Source organism: Cyanobium sp. ULC065, from assembly GCF_977927515.1.
The window spans coordinates 3,114,707-3,130,060 of record NZ_OZ376393.1 but is presented as its reverse complement, the minus strand read 5'-3'; the positions used below and the strand labels follow the sequence as shown (position 1 = coordinate 3,130,060).

Below are 15,354 nucleotides of genomic sequence, written 5' to 3'. Positions count from 1 at the left end.
ATCGGACGAATGGCAGGGACTGTGACCACCCCCGCCGGCGCCAGTCTGGCGGGTGGCGACCCGGCGGGCGCAGCCGTGTGCGCGAGCGATCACCGGCTGCCCGCTGCGGCCGGCGCCGGCCTGCCGCTAAAGGCCTTCGCCCGTCCCGCCGAGCAGGTGGCCCCCGATCTGGTGGGCTGCCTGCTGGTGCGCGCCCTGCCCGGTGGCGGCCATGTCTGGGGGGTGGTGGTGGAAACCGAGGCCTATAGCCAGAGTGAACCCGCCTGCCATGGGCACCGCCGCCGTTCCCCCAGCAACGACACCCTCTTCGGCCCGCCGGGCCGCTTGTATGTGTATCTCACCTACGGCCTGCATCACTGCGTGAATGTGGTCACAGGACACGACGACCACGCCAGTGGGGTCCTGCTCAGGGCCGTGGCCCTGCCGGGCGAGGCCGAGCGGATCGCTGCCGGCCCCGCTCTGCTGGCGCGGCGTTTCGGCCTGAACCGCTGCCACGACCGCCAGCTGCTGGCACCGCCGCAGGGGGCCTGGATCGCGCCGCGCCCGGAGGCGCTCCAGCGCTGGTGGCAGGGTTGTGAGCAGGCGGGCGACGACCCGATGGTGTGCACCACCCGCATCGGCATTTCTCAGGCCCAGGAGTTGCCCTGGCGCTGGTATCTGCGCGCCAGTCGCAGCGTCAGCCGCCGCGCGCGGGGCGATCGCCCGCCCCGGCCGGCGGCGGCCTTCTGCCCCGCCGCGATGGCCACACCGGGTGGGCTGCCATGAGCCGCTGGAGCCACCGCCATGTGCTGGATCTCTCCGCCTTCTCCCTCGCCGACTTCGCCACCGTGCTGGAGCTGGCGCAGCGCTTCCGCTCCCTGCCCACCAGCGGCGCGCGGCGTTTGCCGGCCCTGCAGGGCCGTCTGGTCACCAGCCTGTTCTTCGAGCCCAGCACCCGCACCCGCAGCAGCTTCGAGCTGGCCGCCCGGCGGCTGTCAGCTGATGTGCAGAGTTTCTCACCGGCCTCCAGCTCGTTGAGCAAGGGCGAGAGCCTGCTGGATACCGCCCGCACCTACGTGGCCATGGGCGCCGACGTGCTGGTGGTGCGTCATGCCTGCGCCGCTGTGCCCGCCGCCATGGCCCGCGCCCTCGACCGCAGCGGCGAGCGGGTGGCGGTGCTCAACGGCGGCGATGGTCTGCACAGCCATCCCAGCCAGGGGCTGCTGGATCTGCTCACCCTCGCTCGCTGGTTCGAGCCGACGGCGCCCACGCCCGCTGCCCTGGCCGGCAAGCGCATCGTGATCGTGGGGGATGTGCTCCATTCCCGCGTGGCCCGCTCCAACCTGTGGGCGCTCACCGCCTGCGGCGCTGATGTGGTGCTCTGCGGTCCTGCCACGCTGCTGCCCGATGGCTTCGCTGCCTTCGTGCAGGCACCGCCGCCGGGCCAGGCGCACGATCCGGTGGAGCGGCGCGGCTCGATCCGCATTGCGCGTCAGCTGGAGGAGGCCCTGCCGGGCGCCGATGCGGTGATGACCCTGCGCCTGCAGCAGGAGCGCATGCACCAGCACCTGCTCACCAGTCTGGACACCTACCACCGCCAGTACGGCCTCAGCCACCGGCGGCTGGAGTTGTGCGGCAAGCCGGTGCCGGTGCTGCACCCGGGGCCGGTGAACCGTGGCGTGGAGCTGAGCGGTGCGCTGCTGGATGATCCCAGCCGCTGCCTGGTGGAAGAGCAGGTGCGCAACGGCATTCCGATCCGCATGGCGCTGTTGTATCTGCTGGCTGCCGCTGAACCCGACCCGTTCACAGCAGCTTGAAACCGTCCAGTAACAGCCCGTAGAGGAAGCCGGTACGGGCGGCATCGATCAGCTGCAGGGTGAGGCGGTCGCCGCTCTGCTGCAGCAGGGCGCGGCGGGTGCGCACCGACAGCTCCATCAGTGCCACGCTGGCCAGGGCGGCGACCGGGTCCAGATAGGAGAGGGCGCCGATGAGCATGCCCACCGAGCCCCCCATGAAGAAGCCGCCCAGCAGCGTGATCACCTGCAGAGACAGCCGGCGCCAGGGATTGTGGGCCCAACCTTGCAGCCGTTCACCGGCCAGACCGATCTGGCGATGAAGCCTGGTCTGCTGCAGGCGGGTCACGGAAGAGGGTGGCAGGAGCAACGGCTGGCGATCCCCATCACCTGGCCCGGACAACTGCCAAACACTTTTTACACCATTTCTGGTGTGGGGGGTACCCCCAAACGCCATCCATAGGGGATTGAAATAAAAAGGCCCGGGCAGGGCCCGGGCCAGGGGGATGGGAACGGCCCCAGACAACCGATGGTTTCGCGTCCCGGCAAGATGCACCCTCCGCGGGTGCTGTCAAGGGACCGCCGGCCTCAGCCGTCGCCGTCCTTGTTCTTGCGGGCGCCCTTGCCCTCGAGCAGTTCGAGCAGTGCTTCCATCTGCGCCATCACGCCGCGCACCTCGCCGGCCTCGGGCAGCAGGCCGTCTTCCATGACGCCCTGGTGCATTTCGCGCAATTCCTGACGGATGTAGCGGAGATGGCTGACGACCTGTTCTCGCTTTGACTGCGACATGGAGGCGGGAGGCAGGATGCTGAGCTCCCTTTTACCCTATCGACCCCCCCTGACCCGCTGGCCAGGCAAGGGCTGCACCGGAGCAGGACCTCCAGCCGTGCCTGCCGCACCGTCGGTGGCACGGAAACCGGCGGGCTCAGCGGCGCGCGAAGCGGGCTCGTGCCTCGTCGTAGAAGGTGAGATCGATCGTGCTGAGCTGCGCCTCCTGCGCCAGCGCTTCGATCCGACGCCGCACGGCGGGGCGCACGAAGAAGGGCACTTCCTTGAGCTTCTGCTCGGCGTCGCTGGTCCAGTCCATGGTTCAGGTCAGTCGTTGGGGGATGTGGGGAGGCCTGGCGTCAGGTCGCATAGGCAACAGGCCGGAGACAGCCGTTTTGCAAGAGTGGGCGGATCGGATGCCCCCTGCGTGCAGTTTCACGGAAGCCTCGACGAGCTCAAGTCCATCGTCACCAGCCTCGACCATCCCGGTCACTGGGAGCACAAGGGGGCGTACGAGATGTTCGTCTTCGACGAAAAGCAGACCAACCTCCGCCTCAACTGGTGGCCCGACAGCGGTGCCATCACGCTTGTGGGCGACCCCGCCGACCGTGACAGCTATCAGGCCGCCCTCGCCGGCTTGCTCGATGCCAGCACCAGTTCAGCGGCTCCAGCACACGAGAGTTGAAGCGCTGCCCTTGAGAGAGTTGAAGAGCTTTCCCCCGCGAGAGTCGAGCTCCTCGCGTGCGTGAGATTTGAGGGTTTTTCCCACGTGAGACCTGAAGGCTTCCCGAACGTGAGGCTTGAACGGCTCCCGCTCGTGAGAAGCAGAGGATGATCTCTGGCCGGTGCTTGGCGCCCCGCGGTGAACATCCCTGAGGAGCGAGATCTCTTCTTCAGTGCAGGAGTTGCTCAGTCCGTGAGCCGCCCTGCACCGGTGGAGACGGTGGAAGAGGGCAGGTGGCCGCCTGCCGTGGATTCTTCGCCTTTTGGATGAATCTGTGAATCCATGGGCCCGACCACTCTGATGGGGTGATGTCTGCAGATGGTGCGCGGCTGATTCACGACATGGTTCGCGCTGCTCAATGCTCATGGATCGCTGCTCAATGCGTTGGATTGTTGTCATTCTTTGCTGCATCTTTTTAACCCGGGTAGGCTGTACAGAGTTCACGGAACGCAATGTCAGTCTTTGGATGCCCGGCACGGCTGGCGCCCTGCGCCGTGCTGGCGGCCTGCGCCATCGCCCTTCCACTTCCGGCTTTGGCAGTCCCCTATGTGTACGCAGATGCCATCCTGGGCGTCAAGTCAGTTGAAGGCTGTGTTCAACGGGCCACCATGCTCGCCAACAAGCATGGGTTTACATCCGAGCATGAAGTGGTAGACAAATCCGATTTCTACGCCGCTCATGCAGACTTGCCGATGACCCTTAATGTCTCTTGCAGCAGCAAGATCGGCACGATCGTGATCGCCGTGGCTGGTATGAACAACCAGGAAACCTTCGCTGCCTTTCAGAAGATCTACGCCGACTTCTAGAGCGTCGGTCGCTCAGGCAGAAGCCAGCGCCTGATCCCATCTCGGCCTTTCGGCGCGCAGCCTTTCCGTGCCCAGCCTTTCCGCTCTTGGCTGAGCCGCTCCCGTTGGTCGATTCGCTCCCGTCAGCCAGGCGGGCCTGCTTCGGGCGCTGTGATCCTGCTTGTCCCACCGCCAGCTCACAGAGCCAATCAAACGAACCGTCCGGTCACCAATGGCTCATCACCTCATGGCTTTGGGGTGCCGGCTCTCCGCTTTGCATTCGCCGGCATGGCCTGGCTCTCATCGATGGCGGCCTCGGTGGCTTCCTGGCTCTGGCAGAACGCGAGGAGAGGGCTGACGGGCTGCTGCAGCAAAGCTTTCTTACGTCTACGCCTATCTCCACAGGGGGCGGAGCCCCTTTGAACGGAGTGCCTGAAAGTCTGAGAAGCCGATGGAGAATAGGGGACTCGAACCCCTGACCTCTGCGGTGCGATCGCAGCGCTCTACCAGCTGAGCTAATTCCCCGTGGCGAAAAGCTATCACTGCCGCCTGGGTGTCTGCCGGGGCGGCTGGGCGTTCGCTGGCAGGGCCGTTGAGGCAGCGAGCAGCCGCTAGGCCGTTGATGCGATGGAATGAAACCGGACATCTGTCTCCATTGCCTTGGCCGACCCCATCGCTCCGTCCACGTCCGAGGCCGCCGGCCAGCCGCAGAGAAGCGGTGGCCCAGCGATCACCCCCGAGCGGCTTGAGGCCTTTGATGAAGCCGCGATCGCCGAGCTGGCCCGCCGCCTCGATGAAGACGATTACCCCACCCCCTTCGCTGGCCTGCAGGACTGGCACCTGATGCGGGCGCTGGCGATTCACCGCCCGGAGCTGGCCCGCCCCTACGTCCATCTGGTCGATCAGGAACCGTTCGATGAGGAATGAGGGCGACAGTCGTCCTGATCCCCTGGAGGGGTGCAGGATCCTGGTGGGCATCAGTGGCAGCATCGCCGCCGTCAAGCTGCCGGGCCTGGTGAGTGCCCTCGCCAAGCGTGGCGCCGAGACGCGCTGCGTGCTCACCCCCAGTGCCACCCGGCTGGTGAGCCCGGTGGCGTTGGCCAGCCTCAGCCGCCGCAGTTGCCTGCTGGAGGCCGACCAATGGAGCCACCAGGCGGCGCGGCCGCTGCACATCGAACTGGCCGAATGGGCCGATCTGGTGGTGGTGGCACCGTTGAGTGCCAGCAGCCTGGCCCGGTGGGTGCATGGCCTCGGTGACACCCTGCTGGCGAGCACCTTGCTGGCCGCCGAGGCGCCGGTGCTCGCCGCCGCCGCCATGAACACCGCCATGTGGAGCAGCCCTGGGGTGCGCCGCAACTGGCACGACCTCCAGAGCTTTGCCGGGGTGCTGCCGCTGGGCCCTGAGCCCGGGTTGCTCGCCTGCGATCGGCAGGGCGATGGACGGATGGCCGAACCGGCCCTGCTGGAACTGGCGCTCGAATCCATGCGCCTGCATGGCGCCAGCCGTGACTGGCGCGGCCGTCGGCTGTTGGTGAGCGCCGGTCCCACCCGCGAATTCCTCGATCCGGCCCGCTGCCTCACCAACCCCAGCACGGGGCGGATGGGGGTGCTGCTGGCTCAGGCCGCCCGCCTGCGGGGGGCGCAGGTGGATCTGGTGCATGGTCCGCTCAGCGTGGAGGCCGCCTGGCTGGAGGGGCTGCAGCTTCACCCGGTGGTCACCGCCGCTGAGCTGCAGCAGCAGCTGCTCGCCCTCCAGCCCGAAGCCGATGCGATCGCCATGGCGGCGGCGGTGGCCGACCACCGCAGGGCAGCCCCCTTGCCCACCAAGCTGGGCAAGGAGGAGCTGGCGCTGTCCCTGCAGGCGGGCTGGCAGGAGGTGCCCGACCTGCTGCAGCAACTGGTGAGCCAGCGCCGGCCCGGCCAGCGGATCCTCGGCTTCGCGGCCCATTCCGGCGATGTGCTGCCCCAGGCCCGGGCCAAGTTCCGGCGCAAGGGCTGTGATCTGCTGTTCGCCAATCCGATTGATCAGCCTGGTGCAGGATTCGCCGCCGCCACCAACCAGGGCTGGCTGCTGGGGCCGGGCTCCGACGAGCGCCCGCTGGCTTCGATGGGGAAACTGGCCGTGGCCCACCAGCTGCTTGATGCGCTCGGCGCCTTGCTCCCGCCGGCCTCCGAGCCTGCCCCACCGGCACCGGCCAGGCTGCTGTGAGTCATGTTGTTGAGAGGCGCAACTGCGCTGCAGGAGCCCGGGTTTCTCCTCTGTAGGATCGCCGCGACGCACGCCTTAACAAGGTTTCACCCTGCCCGCGCGGCTTCTCCCCATGCGTTTCCGACCCCTGCTCGCACTCGTGCTGGCGCTCTGCCTCACCATGGTCACCGCCTGCGGCGGCGGTGCCAAAGCTGTTGGTCGCTCCAACGTCACTTACGAAGACATCGTCAACACCGGCAAGGCCAACGACTGCCCCACCCTTCCCGATTCTGCGCGCGGCACGATTCCCCTCGATTCCGGCGCCCGCTATCAGCTTCGCGACATCTGCCTCCACCCCAGCGAGGTGTTCGTCAAGGGTGAACCGGCCAACAAGCGGCAGGAAGCCCAGTTCGTGGCCGGCAAGATCCTCACCCGCTACACCTCCAGCCTGGATCAGGTGTATGGCGATCTGACCGTCTCCGGTGACTCCCTCACCTTCAAGGAGCTCGGCGGCATCGACTTCCAGCCGATCACCGTGCTCATGCCCGGTGGTGAGGAAGTGCCCTTCACCTTCTCCAGCAAGGAGCTGCTGGCCACCTCCAACGGAGCCGCGATCAGCACCAGCACCGATTTCGAAGGCACCTACCGCACCCCCAGCTACCGCACCAGCAACTTCCTGGATCCCAAGGGCCGTGGACTCACCACCGGCTACAGCAGCGCTATGGGCCTGGTGCCGGCCGGTGACGACGAAGCCCTGGCCAAGGAGAACACCAAGCAGTACATCGATGGTCGCGGCTCCATGAGCCTCTCGATCACCAAGGTCGACAGCGCCACCGGTGAATTCGGCGGGGTGTTCACGGCGATCCAGCCCTCCGACACCGACATGGGCGGCAAGCAGGCTGTCGACGTGAAGGTTACCGGCCAGCTGTTCGGACGCCTCGAAGAGGCCTGAGCCAGGCCCGGGCCTTCCGCATTTCGCCAAGCCCTTCCGGAGCAGTCTCCGGAAGGGCTTTTTCGTCCCTTCCCATCGGCGCGGGCGTTCCGGACGCCCGCGCCGCTGAGCCCATCGGGCCGGGCTCCCCTGTTCACCCCCCAGGCAAGGGTGCTCTGAAAGAATCTCTCCATTCCCTGATGTCGCTGCCCGTGACCTCAACCACTTCCGCCGACGGCCAACCCATGGTTCATGGGATCGCGCCCCATGGCGGCACGCTCGTTGATCTGCGCGTGCCGCCCGAGCAGGTGGCGGCGGTGAAGGCCGGTGTGGATCGGGTGCTGGAGTGCTCCGATCGCAACGCCTGCGACGTGGAACTGCTGATGGTGGGCGGCTTCTCGCCCCTGCGCGGCTTTATGCACGAAGAGGATTACCACGCTGTGGTGAGCGGGAACCGCACCACCTCGGGCCTGCTCTTTGGCCTGCCGGTGGTGATGGACACCGACGACGACACCATCGCCCCGGGCGATCGCCTGCTGCTCACCTATCGCGGACAGGACCTGGCGGTGCTCACGGTCGAGAGCCGCTGGGAACCCGACAAGGTGCGTGAGGCGGCCGGTTGCTACGGCACCACCTCGATCGAGCACCCGGCGGTGCGCATGATCTGCGGCGAGCGCGGGCGCTTCTACCTCGGCGGCATGCTGCAGGGCCTGGAGCTGCCCCGCCGGGTCTTTCCCTGCCAGACGCCGGCCGAGGTGCGCAGCCAGTTGCCTGCCAGCGAAGACGTGGTGGCCTTCCAGTGCCGCAACCCGATCCACCGGGCCCACTATGAGCTGTTCACCCGTGCCTTGCACGCCACCAACGTGAGCGCCAATGCCGTGGTGCTGGTGCATCCCACCTGCGGCCCCACCCAGGAAGACGACATCGCCGGCGAGGTGCGCTTTCAGTCGTATGAGCGGCTGGCCGCCGAGGTGGACAACCCCCGCATCCGCTGGGCCTATCTGCCCTACGCCATGCACATGGCCGGCCCGCGTGAGGCCCTGCAGCACATGATCATCCGCAAGAACTACGGCTGCAGCCACTTCATCATCGGCCGCGACATGGCCGGCTGCAAATCGTCCCTCACCGGCGACGACTTCTACGGCCCCTACCAGGCGCAGGATTTCGCCCGCGACCAGGCCACCGAGCTAGGCATGGAAACGGTGCCGTCGCTCAACCTCGTGTACACCGAGGAGGAGGGCTACGTGACCGCCGAGCACGCCGAGGCCCGCGGGCTGCATGTGAAGAAACTCAGTGGCACCCAGTTCCGTCAGATGCTGCGCAGCGGCGAGGAGATCCCGGAATGGTTCGCCTTCCGTAGCGTGGTGGAGGTCCTGCGCGCCGTCTGACGGCCTGCCGCCCCATTAACATTCCGTTACTTCCATCTCATCAGGAGCACACAGGGTGAAAAAGCGCTGGCGCAATGCGGGGCTCTATGTGCTCCTTGCCGTCGTGGTGATCGCCGTGGGAACGGCCTTCCTCGACCGGCCCAACCCGGCCAACGCCCCCCGCACGCTCCGCTACAGCGACTTCGTTGAAGCGGTGCAAGGCAAGCAGGTGTCGCGCGTGCTCATCTCCCCCGACCGGGGCACCGCACAGATCGTCGAGAACGATGGCGGCCGCGCGGTGGTCAACCTCGCCCCTGACAAGGACCTCCTGAAGCTGCTGACCGACAACAACGTCGACATCGCCGTGCAGCCCAGCCGCGAACCGGCGGCCTGGCAACAGGCGATCGGCAGCCTGCTGTTCCCCTTGCTCCTGCTCGGCGGCCTCTTCTTCCTGCTGCGCCGCGCCCAGGGTGGCGGTGGCAACCCGGCCATGAGCTTCGGCAAGAGCAAGGCCCGGGTGCAGATGGAACCGCAGACCCAGGTCACCTTCGGTGATGTGGCCGGCATCGAAGGCGCCAAGCTCGAGCTCACCGAGGTGGTCGACTTCCTCAAGAACCCCGATCGCTTCACGGCCGTCGGCGCCAAGATCCCCAAAGGCGTGCTGCTGGTGGGCCCCCCCGGCACCGGCAAGACCCTGCTGGCTAAAGCGGTGGCTGGTGAGGCCGGCGTGCCCTTCTTCTCGATCTCCGGTTCGGAGTTCGTGGAGATGTTCGTGGGCGTGGGCGCCAGCCGCGTGCGCGACCTGTTTGAGCAGGCCAAGAAGAATGCCCCCTGCATCGTGTTCATCGATGAGATCGACGCGGTGGGCCGTCAGCGCGGCGCCGGCCTCGGCGGTGGCAACGACGAGCGGGAGCAGACCCTCAACCAGCTGCTCACCGAAATGGACGGCTTCGAGGGCAACACCGGCATCATCATCGTGGCTGCCACCAACCGCCCCGATGTGCTCGATTCAGCGCTGATGCGGCCGGGTCGCTTCGATCGCCAGGTGGTGGTCGATCGCCCCGACTACGCGGGCCGGCTGCAGATCCTCGGTGTCCACGCCCGCGGCAAGACCCTCGCCAAGGATGTCGACCTCGACCGCGTCGCTCGCCGCACCCCCGGTTTCACCGGCGCCGACCTGGCCAACTTGCTCAACGAAGCGGCGATCCTGGCGGCCCGCCGCCAGCTCACCGAAGTGTCGATGGATGAGGTCAACGACGCGATCGAGCGCGTGATGGCCGGCCCCGAGAAGAAAGACCGGGTGATGAGCGAGAAGCGAAAGCGCCTCGTGGCGTATCACGAAGCGGGCCATGCCCTCGTGGGCGCCCTGATGCCCGACTACGACCCGGTGCAGAAGATCAGCATCATTCCCCGCGGCCAGGCCGGCGGCCTCACCTTCTTCACCCCCAGTGAAGAGCGGATGGAATCGGGCCTCTATTCCCGCGCCTATCTGCAGAACCAGATGGCTGTCGCCCTGGGTGGCCGTGTCGCCGAAGAGATCGTCTACGGCGAAGACGAAGTCACCACCGGTGCCTCCAACGACCTCCAGCAGGTGGCCCGCGTCGCCCGCCAGATGGTCACCCGCTTCGGCATGTCCGATCGGCTGGGTCCTGTGGCCCTCGGTCGCTCCCAGGGCGGCATGTTCCTCGGCCGTGACATCGCCGCCGAGCGCGACTTCTCCGAAGACACCGCCGCCGCCATCGATGAGGAGGTGGGGCAACTGGTGGAAGAGGCCTATCGCCGCGCCAAGGGCGTGCTCACCGACAACCGTTCGGTGCTCGACGAACTCGCCGACATCCTGGTGGAAAAGGAAACCGTGGATGCCGAGGAGCTGCAGGAGCTGCTGATCCGCAGCGATGTGCGGGTCGCCGAGTACGTCTGAGCCAGCAGGTGTTCCGCAGCTCCTGTCTGGGGCTGCGGATTGGGGGCCCGCCACTGGCGGGCTGATCTCTTCCTTGCGGGAGCAGCCCCTGCTCACCGTCGTGCGCTGCGCTGAGGCCGCCGCACTCCACTGTCAAGTGGAGCAGCTGGCCTCAGCGGGTGTACTGCATGTGGAGGTGGCCTGGTCGCCCCAGTCCGGCTGGGTGGAGCAGTGCCAGGCATTGCAAGGCCAGTTTCCCGGCCTGTTGTTGGGAGCAGCGTCGATCACCACGACCGCTGCCCTCGCCGATGTGCGTGCGGCCGGTCTGTCCTATGCGATGTCGCCGCTGCTGTGCCCCGAGCTGCTGGCCGAGGCGGCACGGCTGGATCTGGTGCTCGTGCCAGGAGTGATGACCCCCACGGAGGTGGAGCGTGCCCGGCGCCTTGGCTGTGGTCTCGTCAAGTTGTTTCCGGCGGCGGCGCTCGGCCCTGGCTACTGGCGCCTGCTGGCCGGTCCTCTGGCTCCGCTGCCCTTCTGCATCGCCGCCGGTGGCCTGCGCCCTGCCGATGTGCCCGTCTGGTTGGCGGCTGGGGTGCAGGCGGTCACCCTGGGTTCGGCCCTCTTCACCGCCGGCCGGGAGGCCGGCCTGGACCCTCAGCTGGCGCTGCTGCTGCAGGCCCTCAAGCAGGCTTCAGCAGCCGCCTCAGCCAAGAACGCAGATAATCCGGACAGTCCTGCAAACACCGGGCAAGGGCTGCCCTTCTCTCAGGCCTGAGCCAATCTTGTGTGCGTGGCAGCCTGAGCGGAAAGCTGTGCCCATCAAGAGCTGAGGGAGCCTGCCTGCTTCCCAGCGGGCGGCCGCCCTCCTGCCGCCGGCCCCGGCATCAGCGTGATCACCAAAGACTGCATTGCCCCTGTTGACGCAGCAGGTGATCGGCCAGCACCAGGGCCACCATTGCTTCCACCATCGGCACCGCGCGCGGCAGGACGCAGGGATCGTGGCGTCCTTTGGCTTCGAGCGTGGTGGCCTCGCCGGCAAGCGTGACCGTCTGCTGGGCCTTGCGGATCGTGGCGGTGGGCTTGAAGCCCACCCGCAGGCAGATCTCCTCGCCGTTGCTGATGCCGCCCTGGATGCCCCCGGAATTGTTGGTGGAGGTGTGCAGGCTGCCATCCGCGGTGGGCAGGAAGGCATCGTTGTGCTCACTGCCTCTCAGCAGGGTTCCGGCGAAGCCGGAGCCGATCTCAAAACCCTTGGTGGCTGGCAGTGACATCACCGCCTTGGCCAGATCCGCCTCCAGCTTGTCGAACACCGGCATGCCCAGCCCTGGCGGCGGCCGCCGCACCACGCACTCGATCACCCCACCGCAGGAATCACCCTCGCGGCCGATCGTCTCGATCCGTTCGATCATTCGCTCCGCCGTTCCCGGGTCGGGGCAGCGCACGATGTTGGCCTCCACAGCGGCCAGGGTGACCAGCGCTGGATCGATCTGCGCCTCGATCGTGTGGATGCGCCGCACCCAGGCCATCACCTCGGTGCCGTGGGCGCGGGCCAGCAACTGCTTGGCGATCGCACCGGCGGCCACCCGGCCGATCGTTTCCCGCGCCGAGGCGCGGCCACCGCCGCTGCGTGCCTGGATCCCGTACTTGGCCTGGTACGTGGCATCAGCGTGGGAGGGGCGAAAGGCCACCTCCATGTCCTTGTAGTCGCCGGGACGCTGGTCCTGATTGCGCACCAGCATGGCGATCGGGGTGCCGAGGGTGACCCCATCGAGCAGCCCGCTGAGCACCTCCACCTGATCGGCTTCCTTGCGCGGGGTGGTGATGCGGCTCTGCCCCGGCCTGCGCCGGTCGAGCTCGGCCTGAATCGCCGCCAGATCCAGCGGCAGCCGCGGCGGGCAGCCATCCACGATCACCCCCACGCCACCGCCGTGCGATTCGCCGAAGGTGCTGATACGAAAGAGCTGGCCGAAGCTGCTGCCCATGGCGCCGTTGCACTGGCTGGAGCCTACCGATTCGAGCTGCTGCGCCTCAGGTATCACCTCTCTGCTGTCTCAGGCCGGCGTCGCTTGCCTGGCGCCGCTCCCCGCGCTTCTCATCCCCGCCCCGATGGCCCGCGCATGAGGTCTGCGCCACACCGTTCCCGCGGCCTTAGGGGGCGCTGGCGGTTGGATCGATGCCCTGCAACCTGCATGCACGCAATACCGGTGAAGGGTCATTGTTCTCACTGCCAAGGGGTGAATGTTCCGTCATTTGGATGGAGAAGGTCGCAGGCGAAAGGGGAAGCTTTCGGCCCATTCACGGGCATTCCACTCCGCTATTGCACGCAAGAGAGTGGATACTCCGTTGGATAAAATGGACATCTCGAGTGCTGTGGAGCACATCAACCCTGAAGTGAGGGCCACCAAGATGGTGGCGAGATGATCCATTGAGGTGATGCCCCCTTTGTCCCACTGCGGCGGTCATCCAGTCGGACTATTGGGGTCGGCTCGAAGAACAAGCCGTTCGATGGTGAGGATCAATGGTCTGGCCTTGGTCACATCAGCGTTGTTGGTCTGGCTGCTGCCACCGGTCGCTGCAAGGGCCGATGGCTCCCAAGCCACGCCAGGCGATGTGCTGTACCAGCCAAGCGTGGGTCAGGAAGGGAAGGACGTGATCTGGGTGCCAACGCCGGATGCCCTGATGCAGGCCATGTTGGACATCGCGAACATCCAGGACGGTGACATTCTTTACGACCTTGGCTCAGGCGACGGCAAGATTGTAATCGGCGCGGCTCAACGCTATGGGATCAAAGCTGTTGGCATTGAGTACAACCCAGATCTGGTTGCGCTTGCCAAACGTCATGCCGCTCGGGCCGCAGTGAACGACAAGGTGACGTTCATCAGGGGAGACATCTTCAAAGAGGATTTCAGCGAAGCCACGGTGCTCACGCTTTACCTCTTGCCACAACTCAACGTGAAGCTGAAGCCCACCATCCTGGCGATGCGTCCGGGCACCCGTGTTGTATCCAATTCCTTCGATATGGGCACCTGGCCGGCTGATGCCACCATTGAGCTGGAAGGGGGCAGAGGCTATTTCTGGGTGGTTCCGGCCTCGGTGCAGGGCCGTTGGCAGCTGGGCGCTCATGGTGCGAAGCCGGCAGCGGAGCTTGACATCCAGCAGTCCTTCCAGCTGCTGGGAGGCCGCCTGCTGCTCAATGGTGAGAGCCTCAGCATTCTCTCCGGACGGATGCGGGGCGAAGCGATCAGCTTCACCTACGGCACCAGATCAGCCAATGGTGACGAACCCCGCGGCACGTTCAAGGGAACGGTCCGAGCCGGAATCCTTGCCGGAACCCTCAGCGATCAGGGGGTGGACGTGCAGCTGTCAGGTGGCCGGATCGGCCAAGCGCTTCGGAGTCGGCCATGAGCCAATTGTGCGCGCAGGCAGAGTCCATGACCTCCTCCTCTTTAGCCAAGACCAATCCAGCCAGGGTGGTCCACCAATGGGAAGCTGTTTGCCTGATCGTTGGCCTGGTGATCGGAGCCGGGATCTTCAAGACCCCCAGCCTGGTGGCGCAGTTCACCCAGGATCCCGGCTGGTTGATCACTGCCTGGGTTGTGGGGGCTGTGGTGAGCTTCACCGGCGCCCTTTGTTATGCCGAACTCAGTTCCGCTTACCCCCACATCGGCGGTGAGTATCACTTCCTCACCCTGGCTTATGGCCGCAGGTTGTCGTTCCTGTATGCCTGGACCAAGGCCACGGTGATCAATCCTGGCTCGATTGCTCTGCTTGCTTTTGTGTTCAGCGACGCCATCAGCCGTCTGCTGCCCCTGGGCCTCCGATCTGAAGGGATGGGGGCGCTGGTTGTCGTGCTTGTGCTCACGGCATCGAATCTGCTGGGGCTGCGCGTGGCCACCGGCATCCAGAAACCACTGGTGCTGGTGATCCTGGTTGGTTTGCTGATCATCAGCATTGCCGGTTTTGCCAGCAATGGTCACCTCGCGTCTATCTCCACCGAGGCCTTTCAGAGCAGTCCCCGTCCGGCCAGCCTGGGCACAGCCCTGGTGTTCGTGCTGCTCACCTTCGGCGGTTGGAATGAGGCCGCCACCATCTCTTCAGAGGTGAGAGGTGGGCCTCGCGCGGTCACGAACGTGCTGGTGCTGAGCCTGGTGTTGATCACCGCGATCTATCTGGTGTTCAACCTGTCGTTGCTTTCCGCGCTGGGGATCTCCGGGCTTGCCCAAAGCTCTGCTGCCGCCGTGGATGTTCTGGGCCAGACCCTTGGCCGCTGGGCAGAGCTGGCTGTGATCCTGCTGATCGGGGCGGCCGCCCTCACCAGCATCAACGCAACGATGGTGATGGGTGCAAGGGCCAACCATGCCCTTGGCCAAGGCTGGCAGGCCCTTGGCTTCCTCGGCGGATGGCAGAGGGTACGAAGCACCCCCACCCGGAGTTTTCTGGTTCAGAGTCTTTTCAGCAGCGCGTTGATTGCGATCGCCGCCGTTCAACCCGATGGCTTCACGGCGATCGTGGAATACACCGCACCCCTCTTCTGGGCTTTTCTCACCCTGATTGCACTGTCCCTGATCATCCTGCGCCGCCGCTCCGGTGCGCCAAGCGTGAACACTTTCCAGACGCCACTCTTCCCCTTGTGTCCGCTTCTTTTCGCTGTGGCATGTGTCTATCTAGCGTTTTCAAGCTTCCAGCATGCCGCTGCCAATGAACCGGCTTTCCTCTCTCTGTTTGTCTTGCTCTCTGGTGTTGTTGCTCTGGTAGGCCTGTGCCTGCGGCAGCGAAAGCTCCACCTTCTTTCTTGATCGCAAAGCTGAAGCTGCTGCACGGAGGGCGCTCTTGCCCTTGGTGGAGTCTGCTGATTCGAACTGCAGCGTCCGAGGCGTCAGAACGTTCTTGCCCGGGATCTGCACGGAAGGCTGTTCACG

The 15,354-nt window shown here is 66.1% G+C and carries 16 protein-coding genes and 1 tRNA gene; 12 read left to right on the top strand and 5 right to left on the bottom strand.

The features are described from left to right. The first annotated feature begins 9 nt into the window (after positions 1 to 9). Positions 10 to 765 carry a DNA-3-methyladenine glycosylase gene (locus tag ACXMDP_RS15665; protein ID WP_259730386.1) on the top strand — a complete coding sequence of 252 codons (756 nt, stop codon included), beginning with the start codon at positions 10 to 12 and terminating at the stop codon, positions 763 to 765. After that, positions 762 to 1,796 carry an aspartate carbamoyltransferase catalytic subunit gene (locus ACXMDP_RS15660; protein ID WP_259730385.1) on the top strand — a complete coding sequence of 345 codons (1,035 nt, stop codon included), beginning with the start codon at positions 762 to 764 and terminating at the stop codon, positions 1,794 to 1,796. Before ACXMDP_RS15665 ends, ACXMDP_RS15660 begins: the two co-directional genes overlap by 4 nt. Here the strand turns inward: ACXMDP_RS15660 and ACXMDP_RS15655 are convergent. From ACXMDP_RS15655 to ACXMDP_RS15645, 3 genes are all read right to left on the bottom strand, one after another. Further along, positions 1,783 to 2,121: a DUF565 domain-containing protein gene (locus ACXMDP_RS15655; protein ID WP_311134152.1), complete on the bottom strand. Its 339-nt coding sequence runs from the start codon at positions 2,119 to 2,121 to the stop codon at positions 1,783 to 1,785. The genes ACXMDP_RS15660 and ACXMDP_RS15655 overlap by 14 nt on opposite strands. A gap of 239 nt (positions 2,122 to 2,360) precedes the next feature. After that, positions 2,361 to 2,561, bottom strand: coding sequence for a hypothetical protein (locus ACXMDP_RS15650; RefSeq protein WP_094514908.1), 201 nt, complete (start codon positions 2,559 to 2,561; stop codon positions 2,361 to 2,363). A 136-nt stretch (positions 2,562 to 2,697) separates the two neighbouring features. Then, positions 2,698 to 2,859, bottom strand: coding sequence for a PCP reductase family protein (locus ACXMDP_RS15645; protein WP_094514906.1), 162 nt, complete (start codon positions 2,857 to 2,859; stop codon positions 2,698 to 2,700). A 108-nt stretch (positions 2,860 to 2,967) separates the two neighbouring features. Between ACXMDP_RS15645 and ACXMDP_RS15640 the strand changes: the two genes are divergently transcribed. Both ACXMDP_RS15640 and ACXMDP_RS15635 read left to right on the top strand, forming a co-directional pair. Further along, on the top strand, positions 2,968 to 3,225 hold the full coding sequence (locus ACXMDP_RS15640; protein ID WP_259730384.1) for a hypothetical protein: 258 nt from the start codon (positions 2,968 to 2,970) through the stop codon (positions 3,223 to 3,225). A 533-nt stretch (positions 3,226 to 3,758) separates the two neighbouring features. Then, on the top strand, positions 3,759 to 4,070 hold the full coding sequence (locus ACXMDP_RS15635; protein ID WP_259730383.1) for a hypothetical protein: 312 nt from the start codon (positions 3,759 to 3,761) through the stop codon (positions 4,068 to 4,070). Between the two features lie 431 nt (positions 4,071 to 4,501). On the opposite strand, the gene ACXMDP_RS15630 is transcribed toward ACXMDP_RS15635, so the two are convergent. Then, positions 4,502 to 4,574: transfer RNA gene (locus ACXMDP_RS15630), tRNA-Ala, on the bottom strand. 204 nt (positions 4,575 to 4,778) lie between these two features. On the opposite strand from ACXMDP_RS15630, the gene isiD reads away from it, so the two are divergent. The 6 genes from isiD to ACXMDP_RS15600 all read left to right on the top strand — a co-directional run bounded on the left by isiD (position 4,779) and on the right by ACXMDP_RS15600 (position 11,210). After that, positions 4,779 to 4,976 carry a protein IsiD gene (isiD, locus tag ACXMDP_RS15625; protein ID WP_198948334.1) on the top strand — a complete coding sequence of 66 codons (198 nt, stop codon included), beginning with the start codon at positions 4,779 to 4,781 and terminating at the stop codon, positions 4,974 to 4,976. After that, positions 4,966 to 6,258: a bifunctional phosphopantothenoylcysteine decarboxylase/phosphopantothenate--cysteine ligase CoaBC gene (coaBC, locus tag ACXMDP_RS15620; protein WP_259730382.1), complete on the top strand. Its 1,293-nt coding sequence runs from the start codon at positions 4,966 to 4,968 to the stop codon at positions 6,256 to 6,258. Before isiD ends, coaBC begins: the two co-directional genes overlap by 11 nt. 112 nt (positions 6,259 to 6,370) lie before the next feature. Next, entirely contained in the window at positions 6,371 to 7,189 is an 819-nt protein-coding gene (psbO, locus tag ACXMDP_RS15615; RefSeq protein WP_259730381.1) for a photosystem II manganese-stabilizing polypeptide, read from the top strand. 179 nt (positions 7,190 to 7,368) lie between these two features. Beyond that, positions 7,369 to 8,556 (top strand): sulfate adenylyltransferase, encoded by a 1,188-nt coding sequence (gene sat, locus ACXMDP_RS15610; RefSeq protein ID WP_259728775.1) that lies wholly within the window; start codon positions 7,369 to 7,371, stop codon positions 8,554 to 8,556. A 55-nt stretch (positions 8,557 to 8,611) separates the two neighbouring features. Next, complete coding sequence (ftsH3, locus tag ACXMDP_RS15605; protein WP_094514883.1) at positions 8,612 to 10,456, top strand: ATP-dependent zinc metalloprotease FtsH3; 1,845 nt, start codon at positions 8,612 to 8,614, stop codon at positions 10,454 to 10,456. A 73-nt stretch (positions 10,457 to 10,529) separates the two neighbouring features. Then, positions 10,530 to 11,210 (top strand): bifunctional 4-hydroxy-2-oxoglutarate aldolase/2-dehydro-3-deoxy-phosphogluconate aldolase, encoded by a 681-nt coding sequence (locus ACXMDP_RS15600; protein WP_259728776.1) that lies wholly within the window; start codon positions 10,530 to 10,532, stop codon positions 11,208 to 11,210. Between the two features lie 118 nt (positions 11,211 to 11,328). Here ACXMDP_RS15600 and aroC read toward each other — a convergent pair whose 3' ends face one another. After that, the gene (aroC, locus tag ACXMDP_RS15595; RefSeq protein WP_259728779.1) at positions 11,329 to 12,417 is read right to left on the bottom strand and encodes a chorismate synthase; all 1,089 of its coding nucleotides are present in this window, start codon (positions 12,415 to 12,417) and stop codon (positions 11,329 to 11,331) included. A 562-nt stretch (positions 12,418 to 12,979) separates the two neighbouring features. Between aroC and ACXMDP_RS15590 the strand changes: the two genes are divergently transcribed. Together ACXMDP_RS15590 and ACXMDP_RS15585 are read left to right on the top strand one after the other, a co-directional pair. Continuing rightward, complete coding sequence (locus ACXMDP_RS15590) at positions 12,980 to 13,840, top strand: methyltransferase domain-containing protein (protein ID WP_457766980.1); 861 nt, start codon at positions 12,980 to 12,982, stop codon at positions 13,838 to 13,840. Positions 13,841 to 13,866: 26 nt separating this feature from the next. Continuing rightward, entirely contained in the window at positions 13,867 to 15,231 is a 1,365-nt protein-coding gene (locus ACXMDP_RS15585; protein ID WP_259728778.1) for an APC family permease, read from the top strand. Positions 15,232 to 15,354: the final 123 nt, after the last annotated feature.